Below are 19662 nucleotides of genomic sequence, written 5' to 3'. Positions count from 1 at the left end.
ATTTGATCTGATACTATTTCGACCAATAACAATTTTGAGAGAGTATTGGGCTAATTTATAGTATTAATTTATCATCTGTTTTTTTGATTAGTTTTCTATTGTGTTAAAAAATCTTATTTAATAGAAAAATGAAAGATAATTCCTAAATATATCGAGTTTAAAATGATAAATTTTGATAAAAGCGTAAAAAATTAGTTTTATTTTAGCTTGGGAAAAGTTAAAAACAATTAAATTACGTTATATTTATAAGAATGAATACAGAGAATTATAATCTTTTACTTGCAGATGATGACGAGGATGATTGTGCTTTTTTTAAAGAAGCATTGGAAGAATTGCATTTGCCTGTCTCTATTGTAACGGTTAATGATGGTGTACAACTTATGGATTTTTTATTGGGCAATTTAGATAATCTTCCGGATGTTCTTTTTCTGGATTTGAATATGCCGAGAAAAAATGGCACTGAATGCCTTACAGAAATAAAAGAGATTGAAAAATTGCAAAAACTTCCTGTAATCATTTTTTCGACCTCACTTGATGTCAATATTGTTGATTCAATGTACGAAAAAGGTGCAATGCATTATATCAGGAAACCAGGTGATTTCACTCAATTAAAAAAAGTAATCGGAAATGCACTTGCAATGACTAGAGAAAATAATTTTAAACAACCTGCAAAAAAGGATTTTATACTCCAACCTTAATAACATATCTGAATGAGCAGTACAAATAATGAACATTATTTTCTGGCTAATGGCGGAGAAATGGGCAAAATGATGCGGGCCAAAGACTGGAGCAAAACAGCATTGGGAAATCCTGAAACCTGGCCCAATAGTCTTCAGACCATGGTATCGGTCATGGTCAATAATCCTTTTGGTATGTATATTGCCTGGGGAGAAAATTATATTCAATTGTACAATGACGGATTTCGCCCTATTCTTGGTGCAACAAAACATCCTGACGCACTGGGAATAAGTTCTGAAATAACTTTTTCTGAAATTTGGGATATTATTGGACCTATGTTTCATGAGGTAATGAAAGGTGAATCGGTTAGTTTTCCCGATTTTATGGTTCCACTAGACAGAAATGGATTTATAGAAGAATGTTATTTTGATTTTTCGTACTGTCCGATTAAAAAAGAAAACGGAGATGTAGGTGGCATCCTTGTCACGGTAATTGAAACTACAGAAAAGAAAAAAACAGAAGAAAGTGATAAACGTTTTCACAATACTGTGAAACAGGCTCCTGTTGGAATCACAATTTTACGTGGTTCTGATTATACAGTTGAAATGGCCAATGAAGTCTATCTCAAACTTGTTGGCAGAGAAGAAGAAACTTTTGTCGGAAGGCCTCTTTTTGATTCTTTGCCTGAAGTACGGGAAACTGTAGATTCATTATTATACAATGTTTTTACGACAGGTATTCCGTATCATGGAAATGAGGTTCCCGTTCCGATTAACCGATATGGGAAAGAGGAAAAGATTTATTATTTTGATTTTCTTTACCATCCTTTAAGAGAAGAAGACGGCAACATTTCTGGCATAATGGTAATTGTTACAGAAGTTACAGAAAAGGTTGAAGCCAGAAAAAAAACAGAGCTTAATGAAGAAAGACTTAATATAATTGTTGAAGCCAGCGAACTTGGTACATGGGAACTGTATCCAAAAACATCCGAAGTTTTATATTCTAAAAGATATCTCGAAATTGTTACCGGAAATAAGGATATTGATAAATTAACACACGAACGGTTACTTACATATATTCATCCGGATGATATGGTTATCAGGCACAAAGCTTATCACGATGCTCTTGAATCTGGATATCTTCATTACCAAACCAGATTAATATGGGATGATAAATCTATACATTGGGCAGAAGCCAAAGGAAGTGTTTTTTATGATAGTAAAAACGAGCCCGAAAAATTATTAGGAACAATAAGAGACATTACAGAAGAAAAAAATTACCAGCAGGAAATTGAAAAAAGCGAGAAAAGATTTCGTTCTCTTACCGAAAGTCTTCCTCAATTGATATGGGAAACAGACGAAAAGGGAAATTCTTTATTTGCATCAGGTAAATGGCTGGAATATACAGGAACACATCCAAAATCGGATGAAGAATGGAAATCGCTAATTCACCCAAATGATTACGACGAAAATGTCAGAATATGGGCAAATAGTCTTAAAACAGGAGAAGCGTACCGATGTGACCTTCGCATTAAAAACAAAAATGGCGGCTATCGTTGGCATACGGGAGTTGCTGAGGGGGTTTTGGATAAAAACAATAAAATTATTAAATGGGTTGGCGCTTTTACCGATATTCAAAATGAAAAATCTTTCACTCATGAACTGGAAGAACAGGTAAGTGCCAGAACCAAAGAACTTATCCAGATTAATGAAACGCTTCGCAAAAGTGAGGAACGCTATCATTTGATGGTAGAAGAAGTTCAGGATTATGCCATTTTATATTTGAATCATGAGGGTATTGTTGAAAATTGGAATGTTGGGGCCGAGAAAATAAAAGGTTACAAAGCTGAAGAAATAATCGGAAGACATTTTGCTTCTTTTTATACCGAAGAAGACCGCAAAATCAACTTGCCTCAAAAACTTTTGCAGCTGGCCAGAGAAAAAGGCAAAGCTGTACAGGAAGGCTGGCGCGTACGCAAAGACAAAAGTCATTTTTGGGCCAACGTTGTTATTACAGCCGTTCATAACAAACAAAATGATGTCATAGGATTCTCAAAAGTTACACATGATCTTACTGAGAAAAAAAGAGCCGATGATAAGCTAAAATTAAATGCCCTGGAGCTGGAACAGAAAAATATAGAACTGGAGCAGATTAATAAAGAACTTCAGTCATTTACCTATATTTCAAGTCATGACCTGCAGGAACCACTTAGAAAAATCCAAACTTTTGCCTCTCAGATTGTAGACAGGGAACTGAACAACTTATCGGATAGCGGAAAAGATAAATTTCAGCGAATTCAAAATGCTGCACAGCGAATGCAGACTTTAATCAACGATTTACTTTCTTATTCAAGAACAAATGTTCAGGAACGAATATTCGAAAAAACAGATCTTTCTGAAATTATCAATGCAGTCAGGGAAGATTTAAAAGAAGAACTGGAACAAAAAAATGGTGTAATAGAAAATAATGAACCACAGGAAGTAAACATTATTCCTTTTCAGTTCAGGCAATTAATATATAATCTGGCCAGCAACTCGATTAAATTTGCTAAACAGGATTTTCCACCACATATAAGGATTACCAGTAAAATAGGAAAAGGAAAACTTTTTAAAAATGATTTGCTTTCTCCGGAAAAAAACTATTGCCATATAAGTATTTCAGACAACGGTATTGGTTTTGACCAACAATACAACAAAAAGATATTTGATGTTTTTCAGCGTTTACACGGAAGAGAACTTTACAACGGAACCGGAATTGGTCTTGCTATCGTAAAAAAAATTGTAGAAAATCATAACGGTTTTATTTCTGCCAAAGGCGAAGTCGATAAAGGCGCTACTTTTGATATTTATATTCCTGCAGATTAATATAAAACAAAAAAAAACGGAGACAACTTCACAAGTCGTTTCCATTTAATTCCCAATCAAAAATCAGGGTTTGTTTGAGCTCAAAGCGTTTTACTATCTGGTATAAACTGTAATGATACCTGTAGCTTTGTCTTTTAATTTTAATTCCTTGTTAGTAAGGTTCATGATATCTGAAGTTGTACTTACAGCACCAACAGTAATAGTTAAATCGTTATGAGATCTAACATAAGTACCTGTAGTCTCTACCAAAGCACAGTTAGAACCATCATAATCACCTATAACTGCTGCATTACTTACTCTTAAGTCTAAATAATCTCTGCTGCATCCTTCTTGATTTTCAGGAGCATTCACTAACACTTCTTTACCATCTACAATAGTACCTTGTTGGCTTAGATTGTATTTTCCTTGAATAGGAACTATTGTTTCTCCTTCATTGTCATCGCTGCTGCAAGATGTAGCAAACATTCCCAAGCTTAGTGCTAATACGTATAAAAAGTTTCTATTTTTCATGATTTGAATTTTTGTATTATTTATTTAAAATTTTATTAATGCTAAATTACTTTTAAAGAACACCAAGTCTGTTTCAGAATTTTTCAATTGATTTACATAATTATTATCTTACATTTTTTTTAGTACTAGCACAATAAAACTCAGGAGAAACCGTTTAAAACGGCCTGTTTAAATCAGTTAACTATTTAATAACTTTTACTTTACGATAAATTTAAAGTTGTATTGTTAATTTGATTAAAACTAATTATTATGAAATTCTTCAACCTAAATTTTTTGGTTTCATTTAAAGAATGGCTTTTCTTAAAAGCAATGCAGTCTCCTTTCCTTCATTAATAATTTTTTACCCCATAAGGAATAAGCAGCATTTAAATGAATAAAACAGACAACGCACTTTTAAATAAAGAACAATTTGGAGATGACTTTCTGTGGGGAGTATCTACGGCCGCTTTCCAAATTGAAGGAGCGCATGATGCCGACGGCAAAGGAGCTTCTATCTGGGATGTTTTTACTTCGCAAAAAGGTAAAATTAAAAATGGCCATCACGCCATTTCAGCCTGTGATTTCTACAATTACTACAAAAACGATATTGAGCTAGTTCGTGAATTAAACATTCCGAACTTTAGATTTTCTATCAGCTGGCCCCGGATTATGCCAACCGGAGTTCATCCTGTAAATCAGTCTGGTATTGATTACTATAACAAAATTATCAATTTTTTGTTAGAATGCAATATTGAGCCCTGGATTACATTATACCATTGGGATTTACCGCACTCCTTAGAAGTAAAAGGAGGCTGGACCAATCGCGAATCGGTTTCGTGGTTTTCAGAATATACAGAAGTCTGCGCACGGCATTTTGGTGACAGGGTAAAAAACTGGATCGTAATTAATGAACCTTCTGTTTTTACAGGCGCAGGATATTTTCTTGGAATTCATGCTCCCGGAAAAAAGGGACTTACCAATTACCTCAAAGCCATGCATCACGTAACGCTATCAACAGCAGCAGGAGCAAAAATAGTGCGAAATAGAGTTCCGGATGCTAATATTGGCACCACGTTTTCGTGTACACATATTGAGCCGGAAACAGACAAAACAAAAGATATTGAAGCCGCAAAACGTGTAGATACTTTATTGAACAGAACCTTTATAGAACCGATTTTAGGACTCGGGTATCCAAAAAATGATTTGGCAGTGCTAAAAAAGCTCAAAAATTATATTCTCGAAGACGATTTAAACAATATGGCTTTTGATTTTGATTTCATAGGTCTGCAATGTTATACCAGAGAAATCGTAAAATCATCTTTGTTAACACCTTATATTGGTGCAGAATTGGTAAGTGCAGAAAAAAGAAATGTGATTGCTACAGAAATGGGCTGGGAAGTTTACCCTCCTGCCCTCTACCATACCATTAAAAGATTTAATGAATATAAGAACATCAAAAAAATCATCATTACAGAAAATGGTGCTGCTTTTCCGGACGTTGTAAAAAACGGAAAAGTATATGATATTCGAAGAACACAATACATTCGTGATAATTTAGAGCAATTGCTCAAAGCCAAACAAGACGGTTACAATGTCGATGGGTATTTTGTCTGGAGCTTAACTGATAATTTTGAGTGGGCCGAAGGCTACAATGCCAGATTCGGACTTATCCATATTGATTTTGAAACTCAAAAAAGAACCATCAAACAATCCGGATTGTGGTTTCGGGATTTTTTGGCACAAACAAAATAATTTAAAAAGGGAAAAGAATTCTAAATCTTTTCCCTTTTGTTTTTCCCATTGGCAGTATTGGTTTTTCAATATTTTCTAATTTGAAAATCAGTTCCAAATTCTTCTAATATAAGTGCTTTAATATTTTAATATTTAGTAATATTGTTAGTATCAAATTAATATTGCAAAGTTCTACAATATAAAATTGTACATTATTGTATGTTTAAGCACTAAAAGTGTATTTCTTGTTATGGTAAACGACGTATTACACGAACCTTTTGAGTTGGTTCTGAAAGAATTAATGGAAGAATTCCCAAAAAGCGAACATATGCATAGTTTTTTTGAACTTGTATATATTGTGCAGGGTAGCGGAACACAGCGTATTAATGACAATACCGTTCCTTACAAAGCCGGACATTTGTTTCTTTTGACTCCCGAAGATTTGCATAGTCTGGATTTTGAAGAACCAACCCAATTATTTTTTATAAAGTTTAATAATATTTATGTAACCGGTGCGTATCAGCAGGAAATATTACAGCAAATAGAAATCATTCTCAAAAATGCTTCGCATGAGCCAGGCTGCATATTAAAAGATGAAGACGACAAAATAATAGTTCATCCAATTATCAACGCCATAATAAGGGAGCATACTAAAAAAGGATTATATCATAAAGAATTGCTTTCACAATATATCAATACCCTATTGGTCATTGTGGCAAGAAACATCATGATGGCTCTTCCCGAAAAAATCAATAATCAGAGCGACACAAAAGTCCTGCGCATATTGCAATATGTTCAGGCAAACATTTATAATCCAGAAAAACTCAAAGGCGGCCATATTAGCGCCAAATTCGGAATTTCAGAAACTTATCTGGCGCGCTTTTTCCGTAAACATACCAATGAAACACTCCAGGAATATCAAACCAATTATAAACTAAAACTAATTGAGAACCGTTTATTAAATACCGATATGCGCATCAATGAAATTGCCGCAGAATTTGGTTTTACCGACAAAAGCCATTTTAATAATATGTTCAAAAAACACAGAGGCGTAAATCCTACAGAGTTTCGCAAAATGTTTTTCGGGTTCGGAAATTTTGGTTATTAGAAGCTATTCCAGCTATCCACTATATCTTTTGTGGTCTCGTTAAAAAAACGAGACCACAAAAGGATGCCGTTCCTATCTGGGCTAGGACACCTGTTTTCAGTAGTAACACTCGTTTAAAAATAAATTTATTAACTTTGTACAAACTTTGATTTATATTCGTTATATAAACCTATATTTGTTAAACAAAACTTTGTAGAATGGCACAATCAGCAATATTTTTATCCGGAGAAATACTTAAACGGGCAAAAGAGCAAAACATTGAGATTTCTAATATGTCTTTACAAAAGCTTTTGTTCATTGCCAATGGATTATATCTTGCCAAAAATGGCGTTCCGTTAATTCAGGAACCAATTGAAGTTTGGCCATATGGTCCGGTAATCAAATCTGTTTATCAGGAATTTAAAACTTACGGAAATTCTGCAATAAAACAAATTCCATTAAGTTATTCCATAAATCAACAAAAAGAACTTGACAAGGCTACCGACGATGTTGTAGAATTTGCTTTGGAAGTTGCCAAAAATCTTAACGCTATCCAGTTATCCAACTGGACACATCTTCCTGAATCTCCGTGGACAGAAGCGAAGAATAACAATGAAAAGGAAATATCCAATGATCTTATGATCAACTATTTCAAAAAATTTGTAAATAAACCCATAAGCGAGTAATATGGGAGGCTTTAATCTGGGCGGACTTATTGACGATGTCGCCAATGCCCCTGCAAGTTCTGTATCTATTGCCGAGTTTATTTCTTATGAAAAACATCGCTCAGATATTCAGAATTCAAATCAAAACATGATCGAAAGAAAAAGATATGCTGAGTTAATCTTCTCTTTCACATGCATTTGGTGTATCTGCATTTTCTTTATCTTAATGTGGAAAGGTCTTGGTAAATTAAATTTATCAGACGAAATAATCATTACTCTAATTGGCTCTACTACATTAAACATTTTGGTTTTCTTTACTTTGGTTACCAAATATTTATTTAATTCGGATAAATCGACTTAATAAGCGGCCAAAAGTTTTCTTATGAAAATGAATGCCCTAGCCCTGATGGGAGCGGCATCCTTTTTCTGGCTCCTTTAGCCAGGAAAAGATACAGCGGACAGCAGGATTAGCTCCTGAAAATAATTATAAACTTTTTTTAAATAAAAAACCTTTCGAAAGCGAGCTTCCGAAAGGTTTTTGACTACAAATTAATAAGCATTTTATTTCCAGCCACCGCCTAATTCTTTATAAACATTGACTGCAGCATTTAACTGATCTTTTTTAGTTTCTATTAATTCTAATTTAGATTCCAAAGCATCTCGCTGTGTCATCAGAACTTCAAAATAGTCAACTCTTGCAGATTTAAACAAATCGTTAGAAACATCAATCGAGGTATTTAGTGCCGCTACTTGTTGTGATTTTAGATCGTAGCTTTTTTCTAAATTACTAATTCTGGAAAGTTCATTCGAAACTTCTATATAAGCGTTTAGAACCGTACGATCGTAATTGTACAATGCCTGAAGCTGTCTTGCATTGGCATTACTAAACTCTGCTTTAATCGCATTTCTGTTAATCAGCGGTGCAGCGATATCTCCGGCCAGAGAGTACAAAAGTGACTCTGGAAACGTTAACAAATAAGACGGATTGAAAGCATTTACGCCTATCGCAGCCGAAATATCCAATGAAGGATAAAATTCTGCACGGGCCACTTTTACATCGAGTTTTGCAGCTGTTAGTTCCATTTCTGCCTGTTTAATATCAGGACGGTTTTGTAATAATTGAGACGGAATTCCAGAATTTACAGTTGATGGCAACAAACTTAAAAAGTTGTTTCTATCTCGCTTAATTTCCTGTGGATATTGACCCACCAAAAAGTTTATCCTGTTTTCCGTCTCTTTTATTTGCTGAAGAATTTCAAACTCCTTGCTTTTGGAATCCATTACCTCAGCCTGGAATTTCTGAACTCCCAATTCTGTTGCTCTGGCTGCCTGTTTCTGAATTTTTACGATTTCTAAAGCATTAGATTGTAATTCTATGTTTTGTTTCACAATTTCTAATTGGCTGTCAAGAGCTAATAATTCATAATAAGAATTAGCAACTTCGGCTATTAGATTTGTAACAACAAAGTTTTTTCCTTCTACGGTTGAAAGATATCTGCTTACTGCGGCTTTTTTAGAATTACGCAGTTTTTTCCAGATATCTACTTCCCAGTTTGCATAAGCGGCTACCACAAAATCCCCAAGCGGATCCGGTGTTTCTTTTCCGGGTTTAATTTCGGTAGAAGCATCACCTGCGCCCTGACTAGTATATCTTCCTACTTTCTCTATTCCTGCTCCTGCTCTTACACCAACAGTTGGCAAATATGCTCCTTTTTTTATACGAACGTCATTCTTTGCAATTTCAATTTCCTGCAAAGTGATCATTAGTTCCTGATTATTTTTCAGGGCGGTATCAATAAGATTTACCAGATTTTGATCTTTAAAATATTGGCGCCATGGAATAGCGGCCATGTTTGTTGTGTCCTTGCTGTTTGTGTAAGCCTCAGGAACAACGGCTTTATTTTGAGTTTCGGCTGTGGCCTGAGGTGCCTTGCAGCTTACCGCTGCAAGACAAAGCCCCGCCACAATACCATATTGTAACTTGAATTTATACATGATTGTTGTCTATTTCTTCTGTTAATGGATTCTCTTCTTCATGTTTCACCAACTTGTGTTTTTCTGCAATTCTTCCGAATATGTAGTATAATCCCGGAATTACAAATACCCCACAAATTGTTCCTATCAACATCCCTCCTGCTGCTGCTGTACCAATAGTTCTGTTTCCAATTTTACCCGGACCAGTGGCAAAAGCAAGTGGCAATAATCCGGCAATAAAAGCAAATGAGGTCATCAAAATTGGACGGAACCTTGCTTTGGCTCCTTCCATCGCTGATTCTAAAACTGATTTTCCTGCCGCATGTCGCTGGATTGCAAATTCTACAATCAATACAGCATTTTTACCCAGTAATCCAATTAGCATTACCATAGCAACCTGTGCATAAATATTGTTTTCTAATCCTGTTAATTTCAGTAAAAGGAAAGCGCCAAAAATACCGGCCGGCAAAGAAAGAATTACAGACAAGGGCAGAATAAAACTTTCGTACTGCGCTGCCAAAACTAAGTATACAAATCCCAAACAAATTAAGAATACCCAAATTGCCTGATTACCTTGTGCCACCTCATCGGCAGAAATACCTGCCCAGTCAATATCATATCCTCTTGGTAATTTTTTTGCAGCTACTTCCTGAATTACTTTAATGGCTGTACCAGAGCTATATCCCGGAGCAGCACCACCACTAATCTCTGTAGAATTGTACATATTATGTCTCGTAATTTCTGAAAGACCGTATACTTTTTCTAATTTCATAAAGGCAGAAAAAGGAACCATTTCATCACGGTTATTTTTCACATAAAGTTTTAGAATATCATCTGGCTGTGCACGATATTCCGGAGAAGCCTGAACGATTACTTTATAGTTAATTCCGTATTTGATAAAGCTAATTTCGTAGTTACTACCTACAAGAGTTGACAAAGTATTCATTGCATTCTCGATAGAAACTCCTTTTTGCTGTGCTGCGTCATTGTCAACTTTCATCATATACTGAGGAAAACTGGCACTAAAGAAGCTAAACACGTTAGACAACTCCGGACGTTTATTCAGTTCTTCTACAAACTCTTTGTTTACAGCTTCCATTTTTTTGAAATCACCAGAACCTGTTTTGTCCAGTAAACGAAGTTCAAATCCTCCTGCTGCTCCATATCCTGGCACTGCCGGCGGTTGAAAGAATTCGATATTGGCTCCCGGAATATCTTTTGATTTTTCTTCCAGTTCTGTCATGATCTCCTGTACAGATTGTTTACGATTATTCCAGTCTTCTAAGTTGACCAGACAAGTTCCTGCATTTGATCCTGTACCTTCGGTCAAAATTTCATAACCTGCCAATGAAGAAACTGATTTTACTCCTTCTACACCTTCGGATATTTTTTGCAGTTTTTCTGCTATATTATTTGTTCTTTCGAGTGAAGAACCCGGAGGTGTCTGAATAATAGCATAAAACATTCCCTGATCTTCGTTTGGAATAAATCCTGAAGGAACTGTACTGCTTATTAACCATGTTCCTGCGCAAAACCCAAGAAGTGCAATAATAGTTACGGCTCTTCTGTTTACAATTTTTCCTAATACGTTTTGATATTTACCCTGTGCAAGATTAAACTTGTTGTTAAATCCATCTATAAATCTGTTTACAGGAGTTCTCTTTTTAGGCTTACCATGATTATTTTTTAGCATTATCGCACAAAGTGCCGGTGTAAGCGTCAAAGCTACAATTCCCGAAAGTATAATAGCCGTTGCCATCGTGATGGAGAACTGTCTGTAGAAAACTCCAACCGGACCAGACATAAAAGCAACCGGAATAAATACTGCGGCCATTAAGAATGTAATGGCAACGATAGCTCCTGCAATCTCATGCATTGCTTTTTTAGTCGCTTTGAGCGGAGAAAGATGTTCCTCCTCCATTTTGGCGTGAACAGCTTCAATAACTACAATCGCATCATCGACGACGACTCCAATTGCTAATACTAAAGCAAATAATGTAATTAAGTTCAATGAAATATCGAAGAACGTCATAAAAATAAAAGTTCCTACCAACGACACCGGTACTGCAATTGCCGGAATTATAGTCGAACGCCAGTCTCCCAGAAAAAGAAAAACGACCAACCCCACAAGGATAAAAGCTTCAATCAGAGTGTGAATTACTTTTTCTATAGAAGCATCAAGGAATTTCGAAACGTCGTATGAGATTTCATAATCCATTCCTTTTGGAAATTTGGTCTTGATTTTTTCTAATTTTGCTTTTACATCTTCAATAACCTGATTGGCATTACTTCCAAAAGATTGTTTTAATACAATAGCAGCAGATGGTCTTCCGTTCAGGTTCGAATAAATATCATACATCGAACTTCCAAATTCAACATTGGCAATATCTTTCAGACGCAGAAGTTCTCCGTTTGAATTTGATCTTACAACAATGTTTCCGTATTGCTCTTTGGTGGTAAAACGTCCTGAATATTTCAATACGTATTCAAATGCCTGCGAACGTTTACCGGAACTTTCTCCGGTTTTACCAGGTGAAGCCTCCAAACTCTGGCTTGACAATGCTTCCATTACCTCATCTGCAGATATTTTGTATGCTAACATACGGTCAGGTTTTAGCCAGATACGCATTGCATATTCACGTGTTCCCAGAATATCTCCGGATCCGATACCGTTTACCCTTTTTAATTCTGATAATACATTGATATCTGCATAGTTGTATAAGAACTTCATGTCGGTATTTTTATCCGTACTATAAAGGTTCACATACATCAGCATACTTGGAACTTCACGTGTGATCTTAACACCTTCTCTTACTACCAAAGGAGGTAATTTATTGGTAACCGATGCTACACGGTTTTGCACATTAATAGCAGCCTGATTAGGGTCTGTACCCAAGTTAAAGACTACTTGTATACTTGCCTCACCGTCATTACCGGCATCAGAAGTCATATATTTCATTCCGGGAACTCCGTTTAGAGCTCTTTCTAATGGAATAACAACCGATTTGATCATTAATTCACCATTAGATCCGGGATAGTCTGCTGTAACATTCACCATTGGAGGTGAAATTGAAGGGAACTGGGTAATAGGTAAGTTCATCACCGACAAAACCCCTAAAAAGACAATCACCAGTGATATTACTATCGACAGTACAGGTCTTTGAATAAATTTATTAAACATTTTGTATATTTTTGATTAAAATAAATTGGAATTTAAAAGTGTTTCAGGTTTCAGGCTCAGTACGAAACCTGAAACTTGAAACTTGAGACTAAAAAACTAAAAACTTACTCTGCTTTTACGCGTAAATTATTCATTACGGTTTTCGGAGATTGGAACTCGTATTTAATTTTGTCGTTTTCTTTTACTTTCTGAACTCCTTCAAGCAAAATTTTATCATTTTCTGTCACTCCGGATGTAATCACATACAAATCAGGTATTTCTCCTGTTATAGTTATTTCTCTTGAACTAACTTTATTGTTTTTATCTACTACAAAAACATATTTTTTATCCTGGATTTCATAAGTCGCTTTCTGCGGAATTACAATGGCATTCTTAAGAGGCACAAGCATTTGAACTGATCCTGTTTCTCCGTTTTTAAGCAATTTATCCGAGTTAGGGAATCTTGCTCTAAAAGCAATATTTCCGGTTTCGTTGTTAAATTCACTTTCAATAACTTCTACTTTTCCTTTTTCTTTAAAGGTATCTCCGTTGGCCAAAACCAGGCTGACTTTATTATCTGCACGGTCTTTTACATCTGTTTGGTATTGTAAATATTCAGGTTCTGAAACATTGAAATACACAAACATCTGACTATTGTCTGAAAGGCTTGTCAATAATTCGCCTTCATCAATAAGGCTACCTAATTTTAGTGGGATTCTGTCAATAGTTCCGTCAAACGGAGCTCTGATTTCTGTAAATGATAAGTGAAGTTTTGCTAAGGCTACTTCTGCTTTTGCAGACTGCAATTTTGCCTGGGCTACACTTAATTCGTTTTTAGAAACGATATTCTTGTCTGCCAGCAATTTGGCATTTTGTAATTCGATTTCTGTTGATTTTTGCTCGGCCTGAGCTTTAAGCAATTCTGCCTGGTACATGTTTGGCATGATTCTGAACAGTAATTGGCCTGCTTTTACAAACTGGCCTTCATCAACATAAATGTTTTGCAGGAATCCTTTTTCCTGAGCGCGGATTTCGATGTTTCGGACAGATTTGATCTGCGAAACATACTGTTTGGTAAATGAAGTATCTATTTTTACAGGATTGGTAACTGTAAATTTTTCAACTTCTTCTTTTTCTTCTTTTTTTGATGTACAACTGGTTAAGCACAACAAGGCAAATAAGCCCGTTAACACGATTTTTTTCATGATATAATAATGGAAATTAAGCGAATGAATGCTAGGAATACAGGAATTCCTTAGGTCTGAAAAAATAATCAGTCGCCAGAATAAAACGTGAAAAAACGGTAGAATGAAAAAGTATCCTAAAAATACAGTTCGCACTTATGCATGATCACGCTTATTGGTAACCGATGGATAAGTAGAATCATATTCTTAAAACTCTCTGAGTAATATAAATAGGATTTGACTGGCCGCAAGAAGGGCCTAAAATTTCGAAAAGACTATATGAGTTTACACTAATTTGACGAGAGAGTGTCAAATACAAATTATCTATTAAGCTGTAATTTGCTGCAAAAAACTTGCTGGTAAGTCCATTTTTAAGATCATTACCAAGAAATTCTTCATCAAGGTCTAAATCGGCAGCATCTTCTATTATAGAATTTCCCTGCTCCTGATGAGTGTATTTTACGTGGTGTCTTCTTTCAAAATTGTGATGAGGATTGTGTTGATTTTCGGCATTAAGATATTGCCCTCCGCCCAGCAGAAGGAAATTCATGAATACCAAAAAAACGACTAGTTTTCTCATTTGAGTGCGAAAGTAATAAAAGATCGGAATAAAAAAAATAAAATAAGAAAGTCTTAACATGAACAGGCAAACGAAAACGTTTTCATTTTAATTTTTTTAATTTTTGCATTTTGCTTTGATCAAAATAAATCAGTTTTTAAACACAAAATAGCACAAAAGTTCAATGACTTAACAAATAGACTTGGTTTCTTTGCGGATATTCTGTTAAAATAAAGTTTCCATTATAGTATATTCCTGCCCTGATCTGACAAAAATTTCGTGTGTATTTTTCATTTTAAATTTTTCGTAAAAAGAAGTTTTATTAGTTCTGGCATTGCACCAGATTTTTTTAACCCCTTTTTCTTTTGCTGCTTCAAAGATAAAATTCAATAATGCCGAAGCGATTCCTTTTCCCTGATATTCTTCCAGTGTGGCTAATTTTCTGAATTGCATTTCATCATCAGAAATAAAACAGGAAACTATTGAAACTAATTTTTCATTTACAAAAAAGCCAAAATGCAAACCTAAATCGTCCTCGGCTAACTGCACAAATTCAAAAGGCTTATCCGGCCACATCACCTGATGCCGGATAAGCCATGTATCTGAAGGTTTTATTTCTTTAATAACCATTGAATGAAATAGTATTTTAAAGATTACTCTTTTTGCCAGGCAAAATACCCCGTTGTTATATATTAAACAGAGATGCTGGCTCAGAATATATTCATCTTATAATTACAATACTTTTGTATAAAATCTTTCCTGATTATCTATGTCAATTTTTTTAACACCGTCCTGATTATCTGATGCTATATTAACTGCATGGAGTATTTTTGCATCTTCACTTAAAGTACATAACCAGATATCCCCATTTGACAAGATTATTGCCGAGAATAACGAATTTAATTTGTTTTTATCATAGAAAATTAAATCTTCAGATTTTATAAGTTTCTTTGCTTTTGTTTTTTTATCCTCTTCGTAAAATGCGATCTTATCTTCACTTACTTCCATCAATTTAGTAAATGTTGTATGATCATCTTCCTTCACTGCCCAGGTAGGTTTCTCTCCGGAAAAATACCAGACTCCCAAAATTTTATTTAAAAAATCTTTTCTTAAAATACTTTTTAATATATCTATCTTTTCTATAGACTGCTTACCAAATTGGTTTTCAGGATTCATTTTGTATGCTACAGAAAAAAGATCAAGAGCTTTTGTATATTCGCCTTTATTATAATGTGAAACTGCTAACTCGTACCTGTTTTTTTGGAATGCCTCTTTTGGGTTACTTTGGCAAAAATTTTTGAACGACAATAATAAAATAAGAATTGTAATGTACTTTTTTTTCATTTAAATTAGGGCTTTAAATTTTTTGTAAACATAACGCAATTTATCGTTATATTCTTCAATTTTTTGGGCTTTTGACGTTAAAAAATCACAAAAAATCTACTTAACCTAAATTTTAATTTTACAAGAATCTAATAAACAGCGATTTACATCGCTCTTATTTATAAAAAAAAACTTACAAAAAAGCCGGTTTTTTTTATAAAACCGGCCCAAAATTCTGTTTTATTTACTTTTTCCACTCATTATTTTTTGGTGTTGCATCCATAAAAATACCTCCGTCAATTGTAATTTGTCTTATTTGTTTTTGTTTTTTTAAGGCAATAGTTGCGACTTTTTGATTTTTTTCCCAAATAGCCGGTGTCTGATGTAATGTTTCTTTTGAGTTGTCTGCATAAATTATATTTACATCAAATGGTATCGCAAAACCACCAATATTCTGAACAGAAATGTTTTTAGCATCAACATTTTTTACCGAAAGATCAATATAATGGGTAGTAAAGAACCAATTATTAAAAAACCAATTCAAATTTTTACCCGAAGCTGTATTTATAGAATTAAAGTAGTCCCAAGGAATAGGGTGTTTTCCGTTCCAGTTTTGCATATAGGCATGTAATGATTTTTTGAACAAATCATCTCCAAGCAAGTCTTTTAAGGCAATATAAGAAAGAGATGCTTTTCCGTATGAATTATTTCCGTAGCCTGGTCCCGAAACTTGTGTTGACATGGTAATTATTGGCTGATCTTCTTCTGTAGAAGGATCATTAATATAATGCTCAACTCTAAATTCTTTATAAAATTTATCTGCGGCTTCTTTACCATGTTCTGCAATTCCTATTAAATATTCGAATGTTGTTGCCCAGCCTTCATCCATAAAAGCATAACGGGTTTCATTGATTCCCATATAAAAAGGAAAATAGGTGTGTGCTACTTCGTGGTCCTGAACTAATTGAGCAAAAACAGGATCATTCATTTGGGAATCATTACACATCATTGGATATTCCATATCGGCAAATCCATGAAAAGCAGTCATTTTAGAAAACGGATATGGAATTCCAGGCCAGTTGTTAGAAAAATAATCTAAGGCATATTGGTTGTTTTTAACTGAGTTTACAAAGTCGGTACCTTTTACATCATATGCTGCTTGTATACTTGCACGACGATTTGTCTTTTTATCAACAACAACACTTCCTGCATCCCACAAATAATGGTTACTTAATCCAAAACAAACATCTGAAATATTTTTGGCTTCAAATTTCCACACATTCCAATCATATTGTTTGGTTACGGCTCCGCTTTTCATTTCCTGCTCATTTGCAATATGAAGAATTTCATCTGTTGTATATGATTTTTTTAAACGCTCAGAAAATTCAGGCTGTAACACCTCATCTGGATTTAATAAATCTCCGGTTCCGTAAACCACATAATTTTTTGGCGCTTTTACAGAATAGGTATAATCATTAAAATCATTGTAAAATTCCTGACGGTCTGTATGAGGCAATCTGTCCCAACCGTTATAATCGTCAAAAACAGAAACTCTTGGATAACTGTAAGCTACAAAGAAAGTTGTGTCATCAATTTGTCCTTCTCTTCCGCTTTCTTTAGACAATGGATAATTCCAGTCTATGTTAATTGTAATTTTGCTATGCGGCAGTATCGGTTTTTTTAATTTTACATTTCCTACGGTTCCCCAGCTCTTGGCATCTTCATTATAAACTTCGCCTTCAACTTTTAGAGAAGTAATGGTTAAGCCATCTGTCAAAAAATCATTACTTACAGCTCCTCCTCTTGGTGAAGATGGTTTGTGCAGATTATTTACAAATCGTATTGGCAGGTTTTTTAAGGTATCGTTACTATTATTTTGATAAACAATAGTTTCAGTTCCGCTTACTATTTTTGTATCGGCATTAACAGTAAGTTCCATTGTATACTTACCATGGTTTTGCCAGTAATTTTTTCCGGGTTTTCCATCAGCAGAACGTGTTCCTTTAGCATACGCCTGTTTTATATTTCTAGGCATGAAAAGCTCTTGTGAAAAGCCATATTGCGCAAAAAAAAGAAAACTAAAAAGTAAGAATTGAAATGATTTTTTTCTCATAGTTTTTTTTATGATTAAATGATTTTTGGAATCTTAATACAACATTAGTGGATTAATTTATTTTATTGTTACAATTTATTGAAAAAATATCAAAAATCTGTTGTAACGCGATTTTCAAAATAATTTAAAATCTAAAGTCTACAATAAAAAGCCGCCTCTCTCAAAAGAAAAAGACGGCAATCTACAATTAATATATAACCTTGGTAACTACAAAATATAATCGGTATTAATGAAATTCGATTCTTTGCTGTTTAGCAATTCCTGCAGAATTTCATTATTATAATCAATATCTTTTGAAGCCACAAACGTACGAATTGAGAAAGAACGCAAGGCATCTGGAATACTCAAAGTACCAACAGCCGAATCTTTACGTCCTGTAAAAGGGAATGCATCCGGACCTCTTTGGCATGAGCTGTTTAGGTTTACCCTGCAAACCAAATTTACCAAAGCATCAATTAGCGGAGCAAGCGTTTTAATATCTTTTCCAAATAAACTCACTTGCTGACCGTAGTTTGATTCGGCCATATCATCAAGAGGTTCATCAATATGTTTAAAAGTAATAATAGGAACTACAGGTCCAAATTGTTCTTCGTGATACACTCTCATGCTTTTATCTACAGGAAATAAAACTGCAGGGAAAATATAATTTTCAGTATGCTTTCCTCCTTTTTCGTTTAAGATTTTTGCTCCTTTAGAAGTAGCATCATCAATTAATCCCTGTATATACTCGGGCTTGTCAGTTTCCGGAAGTGGTGTTAACGTAACTCCCTTCTCCCACGGATTTCCAAATACTAGTCCGTCAACTTTTTCAGAAAAACGTCTGTTGAATTCTTCTGCAATAGATTCGTGAACATATAATACTTTTAATGCTGTACAACGCTGTCCGTTAAAAGATAAAGATCCTGCAATACATTCCTGAATCGCTAAATCTAAATCGGCATCTGGTAAAACAATCGCCGGATTTTTGGCTTCCAGACCTAAAATCAAACGTAATCTGTTTTTATTTGGATGCTGGTCCTGCAAAGCAATTGCAGATTTACTGTTTCCTATTAAGGCCAAAACATCAATCTTTCCTGATTTCATGATTGGAGACGCAATTTCGCGGCCCCTGCCATAAACAATATTGATAACACCTTTAGGAAAACTGCTTCTAAAAGCATGCAGCAATGGCGAAATACATAAAACACCGTGTTTTGCAGGTTTAAAGATTACAGCGTTACCCATAATCAAAGCCGGAATCAGTAATGAAAAAGTTTCATTTAAAGGATAGTTGTAAGGCCCAAGACATAGAACCACACCCAGAGGACCACGACGAATCATTGCGTTTACCCCTTGTACTTTAGAAAAGTATGAGCTGCGCCCGTTTAGTTCTTTATAACTGTCAATCGTATCCTGAATATATTCTACAGTTCTGTCAAATTCTTTTTGCGAATCGCCAAGGTTTTTTCCAATTTCCCACATCAAAAGTTTTACTACTTCTTCGCGGGTTTCTTTCATCTGGCGAACGAAATTTTCCATGCATTTAATTCGGTCAGAAACTTTCATTGTTGGCCATAAACCCTGGCCTTTATTGTAGGCTCCATTAGCTGCATTAACCACTTCTGCAGCTTCTTTTTCTCCCATAAACGGGATTGAACCTAATAGTGTTGGAGAGTATTTTTCGGTAGATGATATGGTAGAAAATACTGGTGTCGTTTGTCCTGTCCATTTTTTCAGCTCACCATCTACAAGATAGGTATCCTGATTTATAAGGGTTTTAATCTGATATTCTTCTGGTATAAAACTCATAATTTGGTAATTTTTTTGTTCGGTTATTTAATAGCATTTCAAAAGAA

At 34.7% G+C, this 19662-nt stretch carries 15 protein-coding genes; 6 read left to right on the top strand and 9 right to left on the bottom strand.

Going from position 1 to position 19662, the window contains the following annotated elements; translation table 11 throughout:
* Nucleotides 1-251: 251 nt before the first annotated feature.
* A complete protein-coding gene (locus JOD96_RS11700) occupies nt 252-698 on the top strand; it encodes a response regulator (protein ID WP_209564450.1) in 447 nt (148 codons plus the stop codon).
* Nucleotides 699-710: 12 nt separating this feature from the next.
* The gene (locus tag JOD96_RS11695; RefSeq protein WP_209564449.1) at nt 711-3542 is read left to right on the top strand and encodes a PAS domain S-box protein; all 2832 of its coding nucleotides are present in this window, start codon (nt 711-713) and stop codon (nt 3540-3542) included.
* A 93-nt stretch (nt 3543-3635) separates the two neighbouring features.
* Here JOD96_RS11695 and JOD96_RS11690 read toward each other — a convergent pair whose 3' ends face one another.
* Complete coding sequence (locus tag JOD96_RS11690) at nt 3636-4052, bottom strand: lipocalin family protein (protein ID WP_209564448.1); 417 nt, start codon at nt 4050-4052, stop codon at nt 3636-3638.
* A gap of 369 nt (nt 4053-4421) precedes the next feature.
* Here JOD96_RS11690 and JOD96_RS11685 point away from each other — a divergent pair, with 369 nt between their 5' ends.
* From JOD96_RS11685 to JOD96_RS11670, 4 genes are all read left to right on the top strand, one after another.
* Entirely contained in the window at nt 4422-5783 is a 1362-nt protein-coding gene (locus tag JOD96_RS11685; RefSeq protein ID WP_209564447.1) for a GH1 family beta-glucosidase, read from the top strand.
* A gap of 229 nt (nt 5784-6012) precedes the next feature.
* Complete coding sequence (locus JOD96_RS11680; RefSeq protein WP_209564446.1) at nt 6013-6870, top strand: AraC family transcriptional regulator; 858 nt, start codon at nt 6013-6015, stop codon at nt 6868-6870.
* A 197-nt stretch (nt 6871-7067) separates the two neighbouring features.
* Complete coding sequence (locus JOD96_RS11675) at nt 7068-7535, top strand: Panacea domain-containing protein (protein WP_209564445.1); 468 nt, start codon at nt 7068-7070, stop codon at nt 7533-7535.
* Between the two features lies 1 nt (nt 7536).
* The gene (locus JOD96_RS11670) at nt 7537-7875 is read left to right on the top strand and encodes a hypothetical protein (protein WP_209564444.1); all 339 of its coding nucleotides are present in this window, start codon (nt 7537-7539) and stop codon (nt 7873-7875) included.
* A 200-nt stretch (nt 7876-8075) separates the two neighbouring features.
* Here the strand turns inward: JOD96_RS11670 and JOD96_RS11665 are convergent, their stop codons facing one another.
* The 8 genes from JOD96_RS11665 to JOD96_RS11630 form a co-directional block, all read right to left on the bottom strand.
* Nucleotides 8076-9509, bottom strand: coding sequence for a TolC family protein (locus tag JOD96_RS11665; RefSeq protein ID WP_209564443.1), 1434 nt, complete (start codon nt 9507-9509; stop codon nt 8076-8078).
* Complete coding sequence (locus tag JOD96_RS11660) at nt 9502-12669, bottom strand: efflux RND transporter permease subunit (protein WP_209564442.1); 3168 nt, start codon at nt 12667-12669, stop codon at nt 9502-9504. Before JOD96_RS11660 ends, JOD96_RS11665 begins: the two co-directional genes overlap by 8 nt.
* Before the next feature lie 104 nt (nt 12670-12773).
* Nucleotides 12774-13853: an efflux RND transporter periplasmic adaptor subunit gene (locus JOD96_RS11655; protein WP_209564441.1), complete on the bottom strand. Its 1080-nt coding sequence runs from the start codon at nt 13851-13853 to the stop codon at nt 12774-12776.
* A gap of 178 nt (nt 13854-14031) precedes the next feature.
* Nucleotides 14032-14412: a hypothetical protein gene (locus JOD96_RS11650; RefSeq protein WP_209564440.1), complete on the bottom strand. Its 381-nt coding sequence runs from the start codon at nt 14410-14412 to the stop codon at nt 14032-14034.
* A 204-nt stretch (nt 14413-14616) separates the two neighbouring features.
* Nucleotides 14617-15021, bottom strand: coding sequence for a GNAT family N-acetyltransferase (locus JOD96_RS11645; RefSeq protein ID WP_209564439.1), 405 nt, complete (start codon nt 15019-15021; stop codon nt 14617-14619).
* Nucleotides 15022-15123: 102 nt separating this feature from the next.
* Nucleotides 15124-15699: a tetratricopeptide repeat protein gene (locus JOD96_RS11640; protein WP_245188400.1), complete on the bottom strand. Its 576-nt coding sequence runs from the start codon at nt 15697-15699 to the stop codon at nt 15124-15126.
* Nucleotides 15700-15958: 259 nt separating this feature from the next.
* Entirely contained in the window at nt 15959-17827 is a 1869-nt protein-coding gene (locus JOD96_RS11635; protein WP_209564437.1) for a M1 family metallopeptidase, read from the bottom strand.
* 207 nt (nt 17828-18034) lie between these two features.
* Nucleotides 18035-19615 carry an NADP-dependent glyceraldehyde-3-phosphate dehydrogenase gene (locus tag JOD96_RS11630; RefSeq protein WP_209564436.1) on the bottom strand — a complete coding sequence of 527 codons (1581 nt, stop codon included), beginning with the start codon at nt 19613-19615 and terminating at the stop codon, nt 18035-18037.
* Nucleotides 19616-19662 lie beyond the last annotated feature (47 nt).

The organism is Flavobacterium sp. 1355 (assembly GCF_017833415.1).
Lineage (GTDB): Bacteria > Bacteroidota > Bacteroidia > Flavobacteriales > Flavobacteriaceae > Flavobacterium.
This window is presented reverse-complemented; position numbering and strand designations above follow the sequence as displayed.

Bases quoted from the DNA above. Each gene is read 5' to 3' on its own strand.
- JOD96_RS11630 (WP_209564436.1), bottom strand. From the start codon at position 19,615: ATGAGTTTTATACCAGAAGAATATCAGATTAAAACCCTTATAAATCAG.
- JOD96_RS11665 (WP_209564443.1), bottom strand. From the start codon at position 9,509: ATGTATAAATTCAAGTTACAATATGGTATTGTGGCGGGGCTTTGTCTT.
- JOD96_RS11675 (WP_209564445.1), top strand. From the start codon at position 7,068: ATGGCACAATCAGCAATATTTTTATCCGGAGAAATACTTAAACGGGCA.
- JOD96_RS11695 (WP_209564449.1), top strand. From the start codon at position 711: ATGAGCAGTACAAATAATGAACATTATTTTCTGGCTAATGGCGGAGAA.
- JOD96_RS11680 (WP_209564446.1), top strand. From the start codon at position 6,013: ATGGTAAACGACGTATTACACGAACCTTTTGAGTTGGTTCTGAAAGAA.
- JOD96_RS11650 (WP_209564440.1), bottom strand. From the start codon at position 14,412: ATGAGAAAACTAGTCGTTTTTTTGGTATTCATGAATTTCCTTCTGCTG.
- JOD96_RS11690 (WP_209564448.1), bottom strand. From the start codon at position 4,052: ATGAAAAATAGAAACTTTTTATACGTATTAGCACTAAGCTTGGGAATG.
- JOD96_RS11660 (WP_209564442.1), bottom strand. From the start codon at position 12,669: ATGTTTAATAAATTTATTCAAAGACCTGTACTGTCGATAGTAATATCA.
- JOD96_RS11655 (WP_209564441.1), bottom strand. From the start codon at position 13,853: ATGAAAAAAATCGTGTTAACGGGCTTATTTGCCTTGTTGTGCTTAACC.
- JOD96_RS11645 (WP_209564439.1), bottom strand. From the start codon at position 15,021: ATGGTTATTAAAGAAATAAAACCTTCAGATACATGGCTTATCCGGCAT.
- JOD96_RS11670 (WP_209564444.1), top strand. From the start codon at position 7,537: ATGGGAGGCTTTAATCTGGGCGGACTTATTGACGATGTCGCCAATGCC.
- JOD96_RS11635 (WP_209564437.1), bottom strand. From the start codon at position 17,827: ATGAGAAAAAAATCATTTCAATTCTTACTTTTTAGTTTTCTTTTTTTT.
- JOD96_RS11685 (WP_209564447.1), top strand. From the start codon at position 4,422: ATGAATAAAACAGACAACGCACTTTTAAATAAAGAACAATTTGGAGAT.
- JOD96_RS11700 (WP_209564450.1), top strand. From the start codon at position 252: ATGAATACAGAGAATTATAATCTTTTACTTGCAGATGATGACGAGGAT.